The sequence below is a fragment of the Tunturiibacter psychrotolerans genome (assembly GCF_051013365.1).
Classification (GTDB): Bacteria; Acidobacteriota; Terriglobia; order Terriglobales; family Acidobacteriaceae; genus Edaphobacter; species Edaphobacter psychrotolerans_A.
On sequence record NZ_CP132941.1, the window covers coordinates 4662605 to 4678482 of the forward strand.

The 15878-nt window shown below is 58.2% G+C and carries 14 protein-coding genes; 7 read left to right on the plus strand and 7 right to left on the minus strand.

Annotated features, from left to right (window positions below; genetic code table 11):
• Positions 1–42: 42 nt before the first annotated feature.
• Complete coding sequence (locus RBB76_RS19645) at positions 43–1359, minus strand: M16 family metallopeptidase (RefSeq protein WP_429629394.1); 1317 nt, start codon at positions 1357–1359, stop codon at positions 43–45.
• A 136-nt stretch (positions 1360–1495) separates the two neighbouring features.
• Here RBB76_RS19645 and rlmN point away from each other — a divergent pair, with 136 nt between their 5' ends.
• Entirely contained in the window at positions 1496–2677 is a 1182-nt protein-coding gene (gene rlmN, locus RBB76_RS19650; protein ID WP_429629395.1) for a 23S rRNA (adenine(2503)-C(2))-methyltransferase RlmN, read from the plus strand.
• Positions 2678–3079: 402 nt separating this feature from the next.
• Here the strand turns inward: rlmN and RBB76_RS19655 are convergent, their stop codons facing one another.
• From RBB76_RS19655 to RBB76_RS19670, 4 genes are all read right to left on the minus strand, one after another.
• Positions 3080–4207, minus strand: a complete 1128-nt coding sequence (locus RBB76_RS19655) for a gluconeogenesis factor YvcK family protein (RefSeq protein ID WP_429629396.1) — start codon at positions 4205–4207, stop codon at positions 3080–3082.
• 60 nt (positions 4208–4267) lie between these two features.
• Positions 4268–4831 carry a tetratricopeptide repeat protein gene (locus RBB76_RS19660; RefSeq protein ID WP_429629397.1) on the minus strand — a complete coding sequence of 188 codons (564 nt, stop codon included), beginning with the start codon at positions 4829–4831 and terminating at the stop codon, positions 4268–4270.
• Between the two features lie 187 nt (positions 4832–5018).
• Positions 5019–5606 (minus strand): DUF4254 domain-containing protein, encoded by a 588-nt coding sequence (locus RBB76_RS19665; RefSeq protein ID WP_429629398.1) that lies wholly within the window; start codon positions 5604–5606, stop codon positions 5019–5021.
• 86 nt (positions 5607–5692) lie between these two features.
• Positions 5693–6973, minus strand: coding sequence for a GlcNAc-transferase family protein (locus RBB76_RS19670; RefSeq protein WP_429629399.1), 1281 nt, complete (start codon positions 6971–6973; stop codon positions 5693–5695).
• A 120-nt stretch (positions 6974–7093) separates the two neighbouring features.
• On the opposite strand from RBB76_RS19670, the gene RBB76_RS19675 reads away from it, so the two are divergent.
• From RBB76_RS19675 to RBB76_RS19690, 4 genes are all read left to right on the plus strand, one after another.
• Complete coding sequence (locus tag RBB76_RS19675) at positions 7094–8161, plus strand: glycosyltransferase family 9 protein (protein ID WP_429629400.1); 1068 nt, start codon at positions 7094–7096, stop codon at positions 8159–8161.
• A 61-nt stretch (positions 8162–8222) separates the two neighbouring features.
• On the plus strand, positions 8223–9731 hold the full coding sequence (hldE, locus tag RBB76_RS19680) for a bifunctional D-glycero-beta-D-manno-heptose-7-phosphate kinase/D-glycero-beta-D-manno-heptose 1-phosphate adenylyltransferase HldE (protein ID WP_429629401.1): 1509 nt from the start codon (positions 8223–8225) through the stop codon (positions 9729–9731).
• A complete protein-coding gene (rfaD, locus tag RBB76_RS19685) occupies positions 9728–10708 on the plus strand; it encodes an ADP-glyceromanno-heptose 6-epimerase (RefSeq protein WP_429629402.1) in 981 nt (326 codons plus the stop codon). The genes hldE and rfaD overlap by 4 nt, the downstream gene beginning before the upstream one ends.
• A 95-nt stretch (positions 10709–10803) precedes the next feature.
• The gene (locus tag RBB76_RS19690) at positions 10804–12015 is read left to right on the plus strand and encodes an ATP-grasp domain-containing protein (RefSeq protein WP_429629403.1); all 1212 of its coding nucleotides are present in this window, start codon (positions 10804–10806) and stop codon (positions 12013–12015) included.
• Positions 12016–12064: 49 nt separating this feature from the next.
• On the opposite strand, the gene RBB76_RS19695 is transcribed toward RBB76_RS19690, so the two are convergent.
• Positions 12065–12856, minus strand: coding sequence for an AraC family transcriptional regulator (locus RBB76_RS19695; RefSeq protein WP_429629404.1), 792 nt, complete (start codon positions 12854–12856; stop codon positions 12065–12067).
• A gap of 318 nt (positions 12857–13174) precedes the next feature.
• Here RBB76_RS19695 and RBB76_RS19700 point away from each other — a divergent pair, with 318 nt between their 5' ends.
• Both RBB76_RS19700 and RBB76_RS19705 read left to right on the plus strand, forming a co-directional pair.
• Positions 13175–13504, plus strand: a complete 330-nt coding sequence (locus RBB76_RS19700) for a helix-turn-helix domain-containing protein (protein WP_429629405.1) — start codon at positions 13175–13177, stop codon at positions 13502–13504.
• A 119-nt stretch (positions 13505–13623) separates the two neighbouring features.
• On the plus strand, positions 13624–14415 hold the full coding sequence (locus tag RBB76_RS19705; RefSeq protein ID WP_429629406.1) for a response regulator transcription factor: 792 nt from the start codon (positions 13624–13626) through the stop codon (positions 14413–14415).
• A 165-nt stretch (positions 14416–14580) separates the two neighbouring features.
• Here the strand turns inward: RBB76_RS19705 and RBB76_RS19710 are convergent, their stop codons facing one another.
• Complete coding sequence (locus tag RBB76_RS19710; RefSeq protein ID WP_429629407.1) at positions 14581–15843, minus strand: NAD(P)/FAD-dependent oxidoreductase; 1263 nt, start codon at positions 15841–15843, stop codon at positions 14581–14583.
• Positions 15844–15878: the final 35 nt, after the last annotated feature.

Here is a 15878-nt window from a genome sequence, read left to right on the forward strand (position 1 = left end):
ATTCTCGTTCTCTACCACCGAACAAACTCTATCAGCAGGGAACTAGCAGGCCAAATCTTCCCGCTCGATCCTCATCGCGCCAAGATTCCCAAGCAGCGTCAACGCCATCATCTCCGGCCGGAAAAGCTCCTGCGCCAGGGTCCGAACATCGGCCGTCGATACTGCTTCAATCTCTTGCATAATCTCGTCCACGCCAAAGAATCTGCCAAAGTACATCTGCTGCCGAGCCAGATTCGCCATCCTGCTGCCCGAGCTCTCAAGCCCGATCACCATATTGCTCTTCAGCTGATCCTTGGCTCGCTTCAACTCCACTTCGCTGACCGTCTCTTCCTTCAGACGCCGCAACTCCTGCAGGGTAAGCTGCAACACCTCCTGCGTCTTATCCACCGAGGTTCCGGCATACACGCACAGCGAACCGGTATCGCGGAACGGGTTCATCTCCGAGTAGATCGAGTAAGCCAGCCCTCGGTCCTCGCGAACCGTCTGGAACAGCCGCGAGCTCATCCCGCCGCCCAGCATCGTGTTCATCAGGTACACCACATACCGCCGCGAATCATTCACCGGAGGCGCCGGCATTCCCAGGCACAACTGCACCTGCTCCAGAGACTTCTTCCTCTTCAGCGTGATGTGCGGTGTTGCTCTCGGCGCATCCACCTTCGCCGGGACAGCATCCCCGCTGGCAGCCAGCGACCCAAACTCCTTCTCCACCTGAGCCACAAACGCGTCATGCTCCAGGTTTCCCGCAGCCGAAAACACCATATTCCTCGGTGTAAACTGCCCTGCATAAAAGTTCAGCAGAGTCTGCTGGTCGAAGCTCTTCACCGTCTTCACGGTCCCCAGAATTGGCCGTCCCAGCGCATCGCCCTTCCAGAAGTTCTGCGTCCACACCTCGTGCACCAGATAGTCCGGGTTATCCTCATCCATCTTGATCTCTTCCGAGATCACACCCTTCTCGCGCTCCACATCCTCGGGGGCAAAGGTAGGGTGCAGCACCAGGTCCGACAGCACATCCAGCGCCGGCGCTACGTTCTCGTCCAGCACCTTGATGTTGAAGCAGACCGTCTCCTTCCCGGTGAACGCATCGAGATTGCCTCCGATCGTGTCTACCTCCCGGGCAATCTGCTGCGCCGACCGCGAGGTCGTGCCCTTGAACACCATATGCTCGACAAAGTGCGAGATCCCATTCACCTCCGGCGTCTCATCTCGCGACCCTGAGCCCACCCAGGCCCCCATCGAGACACTGCGCACGTGAGGCATACTCTCGGTCAGCACCAGCAAACCGTTCGACAAAACAGTTTTGCGGATATTCCGAGAGGCATTCTTCGAAACTACGACATCTTCTACCATCGTTACAGACATGAGACTCCTTCAGACTCCATTGTTTCACAGCGCCGCCTGTGCGATCTTACCCAGCTATCGGAGTAGACTTATATAGATGCTCCGGCGGTATCCTAGGCTTCTAATCTGTCCGGTAAAAATAAATTAATCTAGAATAATGAACGAGATAGAAGCAATTTCGAATCCGGTAGTTGAGGGAAAACCGCTATTCGGAGCCTCACTCCTTGAGCTGACCGGTCTGATGGACACCCTCAACCAGCCGGCCTACCGGGCGCGTCAACTCTACGACGCACTCTACGCCCAGCGGGTTCATTCGCTCGACCAGATCACCACCCTCCCAACCGCCCTACGGGAGGAACTCAAAGCCGCAGGCCACACCATCGGCCTTCCTGAGCTCCTCCAGACTGCCCGCTCCATCGATGGCACCGAGCGCTACCTCGTTCGCATGGCCGACGGCGAAACCGTCGAGACCGTCTGGATGCCCGGCGGCGACGGCGGCGAACGCGGCGACGGCACCCAGGCCGCCGAGGAGGAAGAGCATCCGTCCCACGATGACGACGACTACAAACGCGCCACCATCTGCATATCCAGCCAGGTCGGCTGCGCCGTCAACTGCCAGTTCTGCCTCACCGCCAAACTCGGCATCCGCCGCAACCTCACCCCCGGCGAGATTGCTGGACAGGTAGCCTCCGTCCTCAACCGCCATAACGTTGAAGTCGGCCGCGACCGGATCAACCTGGTCTTCATGGGTATGGGGGAGCCATTCCTCAACTACACAGGCTTCATGGACGCCGTTCGCCTCCTCACCGGCCCCATGCGCATCCCCGAATCCCGCATGACCGTCAGCACCTCCGGCATTCTCCCCGGTATCGAACAATTCGCCCGGGAAACCGTCCGCCCCAAGCTGGCAGTCAGCCTCAACGCCTCGAATGACGTCGTCCGCGAGTCCATCATGCCCATCACGCGCAAATGGAACATCGCCGCTCTCCTCGAGGCCATCTCCACCGTTCCCTTACGCCCTCGCGAGCGGGTCACCTTCGAGTACGTCCTGCTGGGCGGCATCAACGACCAGCGTGAACATGCCGACGAGCTGATCGCCCTCTTGAAGAATCTCCGCGCCAAGATCAACCTCATCGTCTGGAACTCCGGCCCCGACATGCCCTTCCACGAACCGACCCCGCAGGCCGTAGGCATCTTCCAAAAACGCCTTCGCGACGGCGGCATCCCCGCCTTCATCCGCAAGCCGCGCGGACGCGACATCTACGCCGCCTGCGGCCAGCTCAAACGCACCCTCGAGTCCCCGCCCCCCGCATCTCTTGTAGAAATCGCCACCCACTAAGACATGTCCTACCGGACGGGTCCACTACGCGTGGAGAGGTCACTTCGTGACATGTAAACCGCTTCGCCCGGCGCTCCCGATGGTCGCGAACTAACGCTCACTCCGACCATAGGGAGGACCAAGCGAAGCATTAAAAAGGCGTGCGAACGCCCGCCCTCCGCGCAGGAGGCCCGTCCGGCAGGACATAGTCCTTTCAGACAGCTGTCAACCCCCAAGACACGCAAACTCCTTGCCAAACAAGGACATACACGTGGCGTATGAGTTCTACTCCATCAGATATACTGGATCTAGAACAAAACAATGCCCCGGCCACAAGCCGGGGTTTTGCATTTAAAACGTAAGGAGGACAAGTCAACTCGGAGGTCCAGACCTAACCCATTATTTTCGAAGACTTTGCACACATTAAGTACGGGGAGGGGATACCTGCCCACCACCCGCAACCGCCAACGGACGCTCCATCCCCAACCCAAGCAGTCGCTCCGCGACAAGGTCATAGTCATGCCGCAGCACATCACCCTCGTGAACAAAGTTCCCTGTAACCGGCTCGACGCCCAGCGCCCGCACCCGGTCGAGGTCAGCTTCGATGGGTTGTTGCCCCTCGCGAGCGTACTGCTCCAGTCGTATTGCGGAGATCTGCCCCGTGTTGATCAACGCATAGTCAAAGATAGGAACCGTAACGCTACCCGCATGCTGCATGATCTTCTCGATATGCTCAGAAGCCGTCAGCCCCAGCGACTCGTTCGCCTGCGTCATCAAGTTGCACACGAAAACCTTGGTCGCGCGCGAAGCAGCCAGAGCCTCCGGGATGCCGCGAACCAGCATATTCGTAATCAGCGACGTATAAAGCGAGCCCGGCCCCAATGTAATCAGGTCAGCATTCGCAATCGCCTCCAGCGTCTCCGGCAGAGGATCCGCCAACTCCGGCTCCAATCGCAGTTCAACGATGCTGCGCTTACTCAGCGTGATATTAGTCTCGCCCCGCACCAGCGAGCCGTCATCCATATCCGCTGCAAGAGTCACGTTGGTATTCGTCGAAGGATAGATCTTGCCCCTCGCAGCCAGAATTTGCGACGACATCTGCACCGCCTGCGCAAAATCCCCGGTGATATGCGACAGCGCCGCCACAAAAAGGTTACCGAAGCTATGTCCTTCCAAATCACCATGCTCAAAGCGATACTGAAACAATCGCGAGAGCAAATGCTCATCCTCGGAGAGGGCAACCAGGCAGTTCCGAATGTCTCCCGGAGGCAGCATCTTGAAGTCCTCACGCAGTCTCCCGGAAGACCCGCCGTCATCCGTCACCGTCACCACGGCCGAAAGCTCCCGAATGATGCACCGCGCATCGGGACAGGGTGGCGCAGGAGGCCTCTCGACCCGCGCAGACTCTCCCAGGCGGATACCTCTCCTGCGCTCCGGAGTGATCACATACCGCTTCAGCCCCCGCAGCAGCGTAGACAGCCCCGTGCCGCCGCCGATGGCAACCACTCGCAGGTCTTTGTCTTTCAATTCGGTACGTTTCGGCAACGACATGCGCAGGTCTCCTACACAAGCCTAAACGAAGCGCCTGCTGTGCCGGATTGCAAATCGCGCTTAGACCTCGGGATAGAGCAGCTCCGTAAAGCGCGGGTCGTCGGCCATATCCTGAAAGTCCGAATCCGCTCTTGCCTGGATCCTGTTCCGTGGATTCTGCCGGATAGCTTCGGTCAAATGCTCCAGGCAGCGATGAGAGTCGCCGGTCATGCTTGCCAGCACCGCCAGACCGTAAAAGGCATAGTCCGCCTTCTCGTTCGCCTGCAGGATCAAGGTAAAGTGCTCCCGCGCGTCTTCGTAGTGCCCGTCGTTCAGCAAGGAGATCGCATAGTCATATTGTTCTTCGCAGTTTGCGAAGTCATTCTTCCCCTTTGTCAGCTGCTGCGAGCATGCAGTGGCATACATGCGGACGCGGTCGCTCAGTTCACCCGCGCCGGCGGCCAGCATCTTGTCAAACGCCGCATGGGCCTTGTCGTACTTGCCCTCCTGCATCAACCGCAGAGCTGCTTCGTAGTGAGCCATCAGCTGCGCCCGTGCATTGTCGTTTGTCTGAGGAATAGTTCCAGCGATCGTGCGTGGGACCCGCTTTATTGCTGGTGCTGCTGCTGTCTTTGTCTGAGCCATCGTAGTTCCTGTCGCCTAAGGCGTTTCTGAGCTCTCCCATTCTAACGGGTGCCCCAAAATTTGTTTGTTCTCGTGTCGGTTTTATACGCAGACCTGGCCGTAAGGTCAACCCCACGTCCGTACAACCTATCGGTATCATCGCTTTCGCTTCAGAAGTATTTCCCCAAACAGGCACAGCCAGCCATCGTTACACGCGACCATACACCGCCGGATTCAGCTCGGGGTCGTTATACATCTTCATCTGCCGATAGAGCTTGAACCTCCGTCTGCCCCCAAGCACCTCGCTCCAAAGCGCATCAAGACAAGCCGCCAGATCCTCGCGCTGTTCCTCGAGCAAGGCCAGCCGGTTCACATTTCGCGAACGATGTTCCTCTGTCGCGGTTGCCCGGTTCGCCTCCTCGCGTGTGTGATAGATCTTCAGCGCCAGGATGGAAAGCCGGTCGATCATCAGGCCCGGCGTCTCCGAATGCAGCGGGGCAGACGGATCCTGCTCCAGCCGGTCGATCAGCCACACATCCATCTTCTCCACCAGATCGTTGCGTCGCTGGTTCAGCGTATCGATCGCATGCTTGACCCTCACGATCTCCGCGTCCGGCGCGCCCGGAACCCTGGCCTTATCCTCCTCATGCCAAAGATCGAAGTTAGCCCGATGCTGCGCCATGGCCAACGCCATCAACCCATCCGCGCCTGTCTCGATGGCCACCTCGTTCTCTGCCTCATGCAGGGCAGCCGTCATCTCTTCCTGCATCCGCGTTATCAAAAGTGCGTCGAGCATAGGCCCTCCCAACCAAAGACTCTACCAGTTGCAGCAGTGCGAATCGCAAAGCCGCAGCCAGTTGCAACCAAGACATCGCAAACATCTTATTCGGTATCGTCTCCAACGACGATCGTGTAATCCCCATCGCCCAGAGTGCCTTCAATCCTGGTCAGCCAGCCCAGCGAACGGCTCACCGGCCAAACCGTCCACGACACGGGAACCGCACCCGACTCGAACTCGCAGACCAGAACGATCTTCGGCTCTGCAGTCTGGAGCGAAGCCAGTTGCGACGAGGGAATATCCCGGCGATAGATTTCGACGTGATCCGCATCCTGCACCCCGACATACCAAAGTTCAGGATCGTCAAAGGCCGCAACCGGTAGACCGTCGCGATCAAACGTAATCCGAACCATCCAGGGAAAAATCTGTCCGGTCCAGTCAACGGCCGCTTCGGGATTTGGTGGCTCCCCGCAACGCACGGTGTAATCCTGGACCTTCCGCAGCTTGAACAATAGTCCCGCATAGGCCTCATAGTCCTCCAGGCTCCGCACGGACCCGAGCCCATAGCTCTCCACCGGCTGCCCCGCAAGCAGCTTCCGCACCTTGTCTCTGCTTCGCAGATCCAGTTCCTGCCACGAGCGGCCCGCATTGCTCTCCTCAACGTGATCGCCCCAATGCTTCGGGGCCTTCGGCCTGCCGTAGTCATGCCAGACGATCGTCTCCTGCGGATGAAACAGGTCATACCCACTGGTGAAAGCACGGAGGGTCATGGCTGCCTCCTCCCCTAGAAAATACAGTTCAGGGTCGTACCCAATCTCATCCACGAAACCACCCTGCGCAAACAGGAAACCCGCAGAAAGAAAACGCGCACGTCGTGGCCTCGTTAAATTCCGCCAGTCTGCGATCGCCATCGGCTTCATATGCGGAATGCCATCCTCGGTGAAGCCCTGAAACGCCATCTGCAGTGGCCCTTCGATCAGCACCTCGTCTCCTCCGGGAGTAAAAGGTGCAGCATAGGTACTCAGAATCGGCTTGGAGCTCTCCGTCTGCTTCATCTCGTCGATCAGCTTCGCATCCCACTCCCACGCAAAGCGGCAATGCGAATCGACCTGCAGAAACCAATCCTCACCACGCCAGAGTTTCATCACCTCCGACCGGGCCCAGCAAGCTCCCCGGCTCTCGCGCCAGTCAATCGCCAGAATCCTGAAGCAATCGTCGTTACGGAGCGGCAGCGTATCTGACTCGGGATCATGTTGCCAGCAGATGCCAAACCGGAGTCGCTCAGGGTGTTTTGCCTTGACAATGCAGTCTTCAATCGTAGGAATCAGTTGCGGATCGCGATACGCCGCGATCGACACAAAAATCAAGTTGTTTGCCTCGTTCAAAACCAGACCTCTCGCTCGATCAGGCTAACAGGCTCTCCGATTCCGCAACCAGCAAACCCCGTCTCCCCCTTTCGTCCTATTTGCCCTAAGTCGCCGAACCAAGCAGACTAAAGACAGACAATGGCAATCTCCACCAGACGGGTCCTGATCTATCGCCTCGGCAGCCTCGGCGACACTCTCATCGCACTACCGGCCCTCCATCTCGTTGCCCGCGCTTTTCCGCAGGCCGAACGCCGCATGCTGACCAACTTTCCCGTCAACGTCAAGGCCCCAGCCGCAGCCGCAATCCTGGAAAACAGCAACCTCGTGCATGGCTACTTCCGCTACGTCGTCGGCATGCGAAGCCCTGGCGAACTGCTCTCCCTCTGGTGGCAGCTCCTTCGGTGGCGGCCGCAGGTCTTGGTTTACGTCGGATCTGCCCGCGGAGTAGAGTCAGCCCGTCGTGACGCAAAGTTCTTCCGTCTCTGCGGAATAAGACATCTCATCGGCATTCCTGTCAGCGAAGACATGCAGCAAAACCGATGGGAGGAGCAAACCCAGACTCTCGAACCCGAGGGGGCGCGTCTTACCCGCAATCTGTCGGTGCTGGGAGACGCCCACCTCGAGGATCCCGCAAGCTGGGATCTCCGCCTCACCGCCGCGGAGCATGCCCGCGCCAAAGAAGCCCTTGCCGCCGCCGCAGGCATGCCAGTCATCGCAGTCAGCGTTGGCACCAAGGTGCAGTCGAAGGACTGGGGCCGCGAAAATTGGCGAGCACTCCTGCACCGCCTCGCACCCCTGTACCCCAACCACGCTCTTGTTCTGTGCGGAGCCCCTGAAGAGGCTGAAGCCAGCGACTTTGCGGCCGGCGGCTGGAGACAAAGCTGCTCCACACCGGTCATCAACCTTTGCGGCTTACTCAATCCGCGCGAGAGCGCAGGCGTCTTCGCCCAGGCCCGCATCTTTATCGGTCACGACAGCGGTCCCATGCACCTCGCCGCAGCCGTTCAAACTCCGTGTGTTGCTATCTTCGCCGCCCGCAATAAGCCTCGCGTCTGGTTCCCTTACGGCAAACAGCACCGCATCGTCTACCACCAGACCGATTGCTGGGGCTGTGGCCTCGAGACCTGCATCGTTGAAAAAAAGAGATGCCTGACCTCCATCACGGTGGACGAGGTTATCACCGAGGTTCGCGCCGTCCTCGGCTAGCCCGGGAGAACGCACCTTCGCTCAAAGATGCGATGATGTTCGCGGGAGATCTTTTTCGTTCATGCTGCCCGAACTTCACTCGATCCTGAACCTGCTTGAGGGTGGCTTCAGTCAACTCAAAGTATTGGTAGTTGGTGACATCATGCTCGACCGCTACGTCCACGGCGAGGTCGAGCGCATCTCTCCCGAGGCCCCGGTTCCGGTCATCCGCCACGCCCAACGGTACGAGCGTGCCGGCGGAGCAGCAAACGTAGCCATGAACCTCGCCGGGCTCGGATGCCAGACCTTCCTCGCTGGTCTCTGGGGAAGTGACGGCGAGCAGGCAGAACTAGCCGCAATCCTCGATCATGCCAAGATCGACACTATCGGCGTCGTCTCAAGTTCGCTCCCCACCATCTCCAAGACCCGTATCGTCGGCCGCATGCAGCAACTCCTGCGTTTGGACATAGAAAGCCGCGATCCGGTTCCCGCCGCCGAAGCTCAGCGCCTTCAGGAACGTGCGACCGAACTCGTCACCAAGGTCCACGCCGTTATCCTCTCTGACTACGCCAAAGGCGCCCTTACCCGTTCTCTTTGCGAAGCCGCCATCCGCGCCGCACGCACCGCCGGCATCCCCGTATTCGTCGATCCCAAGAGCCCCGACTTCAGCAAATACTCCGGCGCCACCTCCGTCTGCCCGAACCTGCGCGAACTCTCAACCGCAACCGGCATCCCATCGCATCACACCGAAGAGCTTCTCAACGCCGGACGAACTCTCGTCGCCGAACACGACTTCAAGTTCCTCACCGTCACCCTGAGCGAGAAGGGAATCAGCATCCTCCGCGCTCCTTCAGCAGAAGAATCCGGCATCTATCACTCTCCCGCCCGCGCCCGCGAGGTCTTCGATGTCTCAGGAGCCGGCGACACTGTCATCGCAACCCTCGCAGCCAGCGTCGCTGGCGGCCTGAAGGTCGAAACCGCCGTAGAGCTTGCCAACCTCGCCGCCGGCATCGTGGTCAGCAAGGTCGGTACCGTACCCATCGCGGCTCATGAGTTGGTCGCCGTCCTCACCCCCAGCTCAGGGCTCACAGCCGGCGAAAAGATCCTCGACCTCGACCGCCTCAAACTCCGCATCGCCGAGTGGCGCTCCTCCGGCGAGACCATCGTCTTCACCAACGGCTGCTTCGACCTCCTGCACGTCGGCCATATAACGCTGCTTGAAGACTGCCACCGCTTCGGCTCAAAACTCGTTCTCGGCCTCAACTCCGACGCATCCGTTTGCCGTCTCAAGGGTCCAACCCGCCCCATCGTCTCAGAGCGCGAACGCGCCCGCGTCATGGCTGCCCTGGCCGCAGTGGACGCAGTCGTTCTCTTCGAAGAGGACACTCCTCTCGAACTTATCCGCGCCCTGAAGCCCAACGTACTGGTCAAAGGCGGCGACTACACCATCGAAACCGTTGTCGGGCACGAGGATGTAATCGCAAGCGGCGGCCGCGTCGAGATCGTCCCCACCGTAGAAGGCTTCTCGACCACCAACATCGTAAAAAAGCTCACAGCAAACCCCGCCGTGAGCGAGGAGACCCAGAAGTGATCATCGTTACCGGCGGAGCAGGCTTCATCGGCAGCAACCTTATTCAACAGCTGAATCAAATAGGCGAGCGCAACATCCTGCTGGTCGACAACTTCGCCCCCGCCCCGAACCTCACCGGCCAGAAGTTCCTCAACCTCGCCGGCGCGGAATACGCCGACTACATGGACAAGCGCGAGTTCCGCGCCGCTCTCAAAGCTGGCGACTTCGAGAACACCAGAGTTCGAGCCATCCTCCATCAGGGAGCCTGCTCCAACACCCTCGAGGACGATGGCCGCTACATGATGGACAACAACTTCACCTTTTCCAAGGAACTGCTGCACTTCGCCCTCGACCGCCACGTTCCCCTCGTCTACGCCTCCACCGCAGCAGTCTACGGGGCCAGCACCAGCTTCACGGAATTTCCCCCCAACGAGCGCCCCCTCAACATCTACGGCTACTCCAAGCTCGTCTTCGACAACTACGTCCGCCGCCATCTTCACGACATGAAGTGCACCGTCGTTGGCCTCCGCTACTTCAACGTCTACGGCCCGCGCGAGCAGCACAAAGGCCGCATGGCCAGCGTCATCCATCACTTCACCCGGCAGCTCAAAGACACCGGCACCATCCGCATGTTCGAGGGCTCCGGCGGCTACGCCGACGGCGAACAACGCCGCGATTTCGTCTTCGTCAAAGACCTCGCCCGCATCAACATGTTCTTCGCTGGCCTCCTCCCCGACAGCCCCAAGCGGCCCATGCACGTCGTAGTCAACGCTGGCACCGGCCAGGCCCGCACCTTCAAAGCCGTCGCCGAGGCCCTCATGCAGGTCCACGGACAGGGAAAAATCGAGTACATCCCCTTTCCAGGCGATCTCAAAAACCGCTACCAGCACTACACCCAGGCCGACATCTCCGGCCTCCGCGCTGCAGGGTACACCGCACCCTTCACAACACTCGAGGACGGCGTAAAACAAACCTTCGCCGAAGAACCCGCCGTCTAAATAGTTCTACGCGGCCCAAAAAAGAAGTTACTCTAACCCAACCGTACGCTGCTGTACGGAGTTCAACCTGTTCGTAACCGACCACAGGAGCCACCGTGACTGATACGCATCGGAAACCTACAATTCTCTGCATCAGCACCTACGAAAAAGGTCAGCGTTTTCTCAAAGAGGCAGCCCGTCTCGGCGCGAACGTGCTCCTGCTCACAGTCGATAAACTCGAACACGCCGACTGGCCTCGCGAATCTCTCACCAAACTCATCACCATGCCGGAGAATCTCACTCCCGCCCAAGTCCTGAACACTGTCACGTATCTCGCACGCACAAACCACATTGACCGCATCGTCGCCTTAGACGAGTTCGACCTCGAAGTCGCCGCTCTCCTGCGCGAGCACATGCGCCTGCCCGGAATGGGAGAATCGCTCAATCGAAACTTCCGTGACAAACTCGCCATGCGCGTCAGTGCGAAACAAAAGGGAGTCCCCGTTCCCGAATTCACCGGCGTCTTCAACTACGACGACCTCCACACCTTCCTCAACAACGTACCCGGACCGTGGCTGTTGAAGCCTCGCACTAACGCCTCCGCCATCGGCATCCGCAAAATCGAATCGCCAGGCGACCTTTGGCCCATCCTCGACGAGCTCGGCGACCTCCAGTCGCACTACGTCCTCGAACGCTTCGTCCCCGGCGAGATCTTTCACGTCGAAGGCGTCACCTGGAACGGTAAAGTTCTCTTCGGCGCTCCTTATAAATACGGCAAGCCACCCATGCAGACCATGCATCAGGGTGGCATCTTCAGCACCCGCGCCCTCCACAGGGAATCGATCGATGCCCTCTCTCTCAACACCATCCACAAACAGGTGATCGAGTCACTCGGTCTCATCTCCGGCGTCACGCACACCGAGTTCATCAAGGCTGACTCCGACGGCAGCTTCTACTTCCTCGAAACCGCAGCGCGCGTTGGCGGCGCTCACATCGCCGACGTTGTCGAGTTAGCCTCCGGCATCAATCCGTGGGTCGAGTGGGCAAGGCTCGAAGTTGCCACTCTTCTCGGCATGGAGTACACGCTGCCGAATCTGATTCATCAGTACGCCGGCAGCGTCATCTGCCTAGCGCGGCAAGAGCATCCCGACACCAGCAGCTACGACGCACCCGAAGTCGCCCACCGTCTCAACCGCCTCCATCACGCCGGCCTGATCCTCCGCGCGGACACAGCCGACCGCGTCGAGAGCCTAATCGCGGAATACACCGACCGCTTCCTCGAAGACTTCTGCGCGGTCGTCCCCCCTCCGGACAAACCGACAGCGTAGCATCCCCACCTAAGCCCTCGAGGACTACAATCCCAAGACGATATGTGACCTATCCAGCCTGGCTACGGTACTTCACTGGCGTAACTCCAACCTTCCGGCGAAAGACCTTTGTGAAATGGCTTTGGTCGGAGAAACCAGCCGCAACTCCCGCATCACCGACGCTGAGTTCCGGGTTGCTAAGATATCTCTTTGCGCGTTCGATTCGGCATTGCAGGACATACTGATACGCAGTCATTCCTGTACTCGCCTTGAACAACTCGCAGAAGTAGTGGGGACTCATTCCTGCTAACTCCGCAAGCTCCCATAGACGCAGATCCTGGGCGAAATTCTGGTTGATAAAATCCAGCACTCGATTCAGACGAGCTGTAGGCATTCCGCCGCTGAATTGGGCGCTATTGTTTTTATTTCGGGTCGAATAGCGCCGAATAAGATAGAGGCCAAGCGCCAGACCAAGAGACTCCCCATACAGGGGGCCCGCTGGGGAGCCATCTTCCAGATCGGCATGCAGAGCGAGCATCAATGACTGGATGTGCCGATCACGAAGATTCCAGTGCGTCGTCAGGTCGATCTCATCGAGATGTGCAGTCTTCTCAAGTGAGCGCGAGAGAAACCCCGGCTCCATCACCAAAACAATCCGGGTAGTCGGGCCCGACCATGTAAGCCTGTCACGGGTGCCTGCGGGCAACAGATAGATTGTGCCGGGACTATTCGTTGCGCTGTGACTCCGTCCCTCTGTAGTCCACTGAGCTTTAATCTCTCCTCGTGTAAGCAGGTTCACGAAATGAGTTGGGTGCTCATGATCCGGGATGGCGACCCCTGGGATGTCGCTGAACGACTCCATGGCAATCCCTTTCCAACCAGCGCCCTTGCTTGTAATTGACGAGCGGGTAGGAAAGGGGCACAAGGCGCAGCTGCCCCGCATCACTTCTACAGCATCGACAGGAAGAACCCCGGAGTTGGCCATTGGTCGTACCTCGCCAAACGAAGATCGGTACGAAGAGAATACCGCCGTTTATTGTGGGTAGGTTTTTTTGACCGATTAAATCGGAAGAATTGACCAACGCCGGAACATTTGACCAATACTTTCGCGATACGGTATCCCCATTCAGCGGAGCAGTAAAGAAAAGGGGCCCATATTACTAAGGAAGTTTGCACCAGGGTGATCGAATATATCCACGCGAACTCGAGTGGAAACATCAGTTTGGCGGACATGGCCAAGGTCGCTGAATTGACGCCGCACCATCTTGCAACATTATTTACCAAGGCGACAGGACTCAGCCCGCACCAGTATGTTCTTAGGGTCAGAATCGAGCGCGCGAAGATTCACCTGGCAGACGACAGGTTAAGCATTGCGGAGGTTAGCAAGCTAGTTGGGTTTAGAACACAAGAACACTTTACAAAGGTATTCCGCAAAGTAGTTGGAGTCACTCCGAGTAAATTCCGCGAAGAGCTGGCAAGCGATGCCAGCAGAGAGACGAGTTCGGCTTAGATCTCACCAAAGAAACTGAGCACAACTTCAACGGAGAAAGGGTCTATTGTGAGCATTCATCCGCGATCCTCATGGACAACATCTCCAGAACAAACCACGGGAACATCAGAGAGGGCGATATGGATTTGATTCTGACGGGATCTCGCTTGGAAAAGGGCGCGAGTTCACCCTTCAATCACCGACTCGTGTTTACAGAAACATCAAGGATCGCACTGGTCGTTTACGTCGTCATTCCGGACAAAGCCGAGCGCGAATCACTGGACCAATTAATACGATGCCAAGGCTGGCAGCCGGAGTCCTTTGCTTCCGCCGAAGAATTCCTTGTCCATCCCCTTGAAGCCGTTCCCAGTTGCTTATTGTTGGACGTGTCTCTTCCGGGGCTGAGCGGGCTCGAACTGCAGAAGCGTGCCGCCGTTGAACGCCCCTACATCCCGACCGTTTTTCTCAGCGCCAAGGGCGACATACCCACTGCTGTAGAAGCCATGAAAGCAGGAGCTGTGGAGTTTCTGACGAAGCCTTTCCGGCACAACGAACTTTTGAGCGCAATCAGAGAAGCTCTCGACCGAAGCCGTTTTGTTCTTGCGAAAGAGGCGCAGAAACAAACTCTTCAGAGAAGTTATGCCTCGCTCTCACCCCGCGAACGACAGGTTATGGCGTTGGTATCTGCCGGGTTGTTAAACAAGCAGGTCGGTGGGCAACTTGGCATCAGCGAAATCACGGTGAAAGCGCACCGTGGCCAGGTGATGCAGAAGATGCACGCCAGCTCTTTCGCAGATCTAATAAAGATGGCCACCAAACTTGGAGTCTACAGAATGAAAGAACTTCCTCGGTCTCGCCGCGAGGATTCGACCACTGCCCTTACTGGCGTACTTCTCGACTCTTATTGTGCGGGCACGGTGGAAGCACCTTAGAAAGGGAAGTGTACGTGTGCTAAGGCCGGTGGTCTTGCCGGGCGGCCCATGTCTCGAGTTCGAGATGCGAGCATTCGAGCGAAGCGCAACCCACGACAAATCAATTCCTCAGCGCCAGCGCTAAAGTCTCATCTCTAAGAGAGCTATCGCAAAGCAGACCGCGCACTACCGTCCTAGAAGTTGATGTTTCACGGACACCAGGAACTGATGAGCCATAGAGACTGCGGTTGCACCGTCTCCCGCTGCTGCGGCACACCTTTTCGTAGAGTTATGGCGGACATCTCCCGCAGCAAACAGGCCTGGAATGCTTGATTCCATGAAAAGCGGGGCTCGACCATCCGTCCACATCTCCGCTGACAGACTCGACCGGTCGAGATCCGGGCCCGTCAGAATGTAGCCCGCGGGGTCGCAATGCAGCACCCCAGGTTTTGCCCAGTCGAGGCGAGGCTTGCCTCCAATACAAACGAAGACGCTATGCGTCTCGATGGATGCAGTGTTGCCAGCTTCATCGCGATACGTAACTCCCTCCAGCTCATCATCTCCTTCGAGCTTAATTAACGTGGCCCTAGTCAGCACCGTAATCGACGTGGTGGCTTCAATGCGCTCCAGCAGGTACGTCGAGAGTGTGTCCTTCAAGCACTCCCCTCGGACGAGCATCGTCACCCGTGTCTGCCGCGCGAAGTTCAACGCAGCCTGTCCAGCAGAGTTCCCGCCGCCCACAATCACTACATGTCCCTTGCAGAGTTCAGCTTCGCTCGAGCCGGCACCATAGTAGAGACCACGATTCAGAAAATAATCCTCTCGCTCGAGCCCAAGTCGTGAGTACTCGATGCCAGTGGCGCAGATCGTGGCCTTCGAAGCGATCTGCTCGCCACTGGCGAACCAGCTAAACTGCCAGCCATCCTGATGCTCTCCTGCTACTCCCTCGAGGCCTACGATGATCTCCGCTCCCAGTTTTATTGCCTGTTGACGCGCTCTGCTTGCGAGCTCCCATCCGCTGATCCCATCCGGAAACCCCATGTAATTCTCAATCTTTGAGGTGCTGCCAGCCTGCCCACCGACGGCGATCTTCTCGACCACTATGGTGCGTAGCCCTTCAGAGGCCCCATAGAGAGCGGCACTCAAACCTGCTGGTCCTGCACCAAAAATCGCCAGATCGTAGCACTCGTACTTCGGTCCTTTGAACCACTCCAGAGCCATCGCGAGGTCGCGCAGACTAGGACAATAGAGTCTCCTATTCGGGCTAAGAACGCAGACAGGAAGTCGAGGATCTGTGCATCCTGAGATTCCTGCCAGCTTCCGGGCCTCTTCATCCGTATTTAGTTCGACCCAGTCATACTCAGTGCAGTTACGAGTCAGGAAGTCGCGTATCTTGTAACCCGCGGCCGAACTCGCGCGCCCATAGATCACGATCCTGCCGTTCAACATATTTTCTTCTCCCTGAAACGATCACCTAAATCCAG

Coding starts and splice junctions, on each gene's coding strand:
- RBB76_RS19705 (WP_429629406.1), top strand. CDS start 13,624: ATGGATTTGATTCTGACGGGATCTCGCTTGGAAAAGGGCGCGAGTTCA.
- RBB76_RS19655 (WP_429629396.1), bottom strand. CDS start 4,207: ATGTCGTTGCCGAAACGTACCGAATTGAAAGACAAAGACCTGCGAGTG.
- RBB76_RS19660 (WP_429629397.1), bottom strand. CDS start 4,831: ATGGCTCAGACAAAGACAGCAGCAGCACCAGCAATAAAGCGGGTCCCA.
- RBB76_RS19665 (WP_429629398.1), bottom strand. CDS start 5,606: ATGCTCGACGCACTTTTGATAACGCGGATGCAGGAAGAGATGACGGCT.
- hldE (WP_429629401.1), top strand. CDS start 8,223: ATGCTGCCCGAACTTCACTCGATCCTGAACCTGCTTGAGGGTGGCTTC.
- RBB76_RS19645 (WP_429629394.1), bottom strand. CDS start 1,359: ATGTCTGTAACGATGGTAGAAGATGTCGTAGTTTCGAAGAATGCCTCT.
- RBB76_RS19675 (WP_429629400.1), top strand. CDS start 7,094: ATGGCAATCTCCACCAGACGGGTCCTGATCTATCGCCTCGGCAGCCTC.
- RBB76_RS19710 (WP_429629407.1), bottom strand. CDS start 15,843: ATGTTGAACGGCAGGATCGTGATCTATGGGCGCGCGAGTTCGGCCGCG.
- rlmN (WP_429629395.1), top strand. CDS start 1,496: ATGAACGAGATAGAAGCAATTTCGAATCCGGTAGTTGAGGGAAAACCG.
- RBB76_RS19695 (WP_429629404.1), bottom strand. CDS start 12,856: ATGGAGTCGTTCAGCGACATCCCAGGGGTCGCCATCCCGGATCATGAG.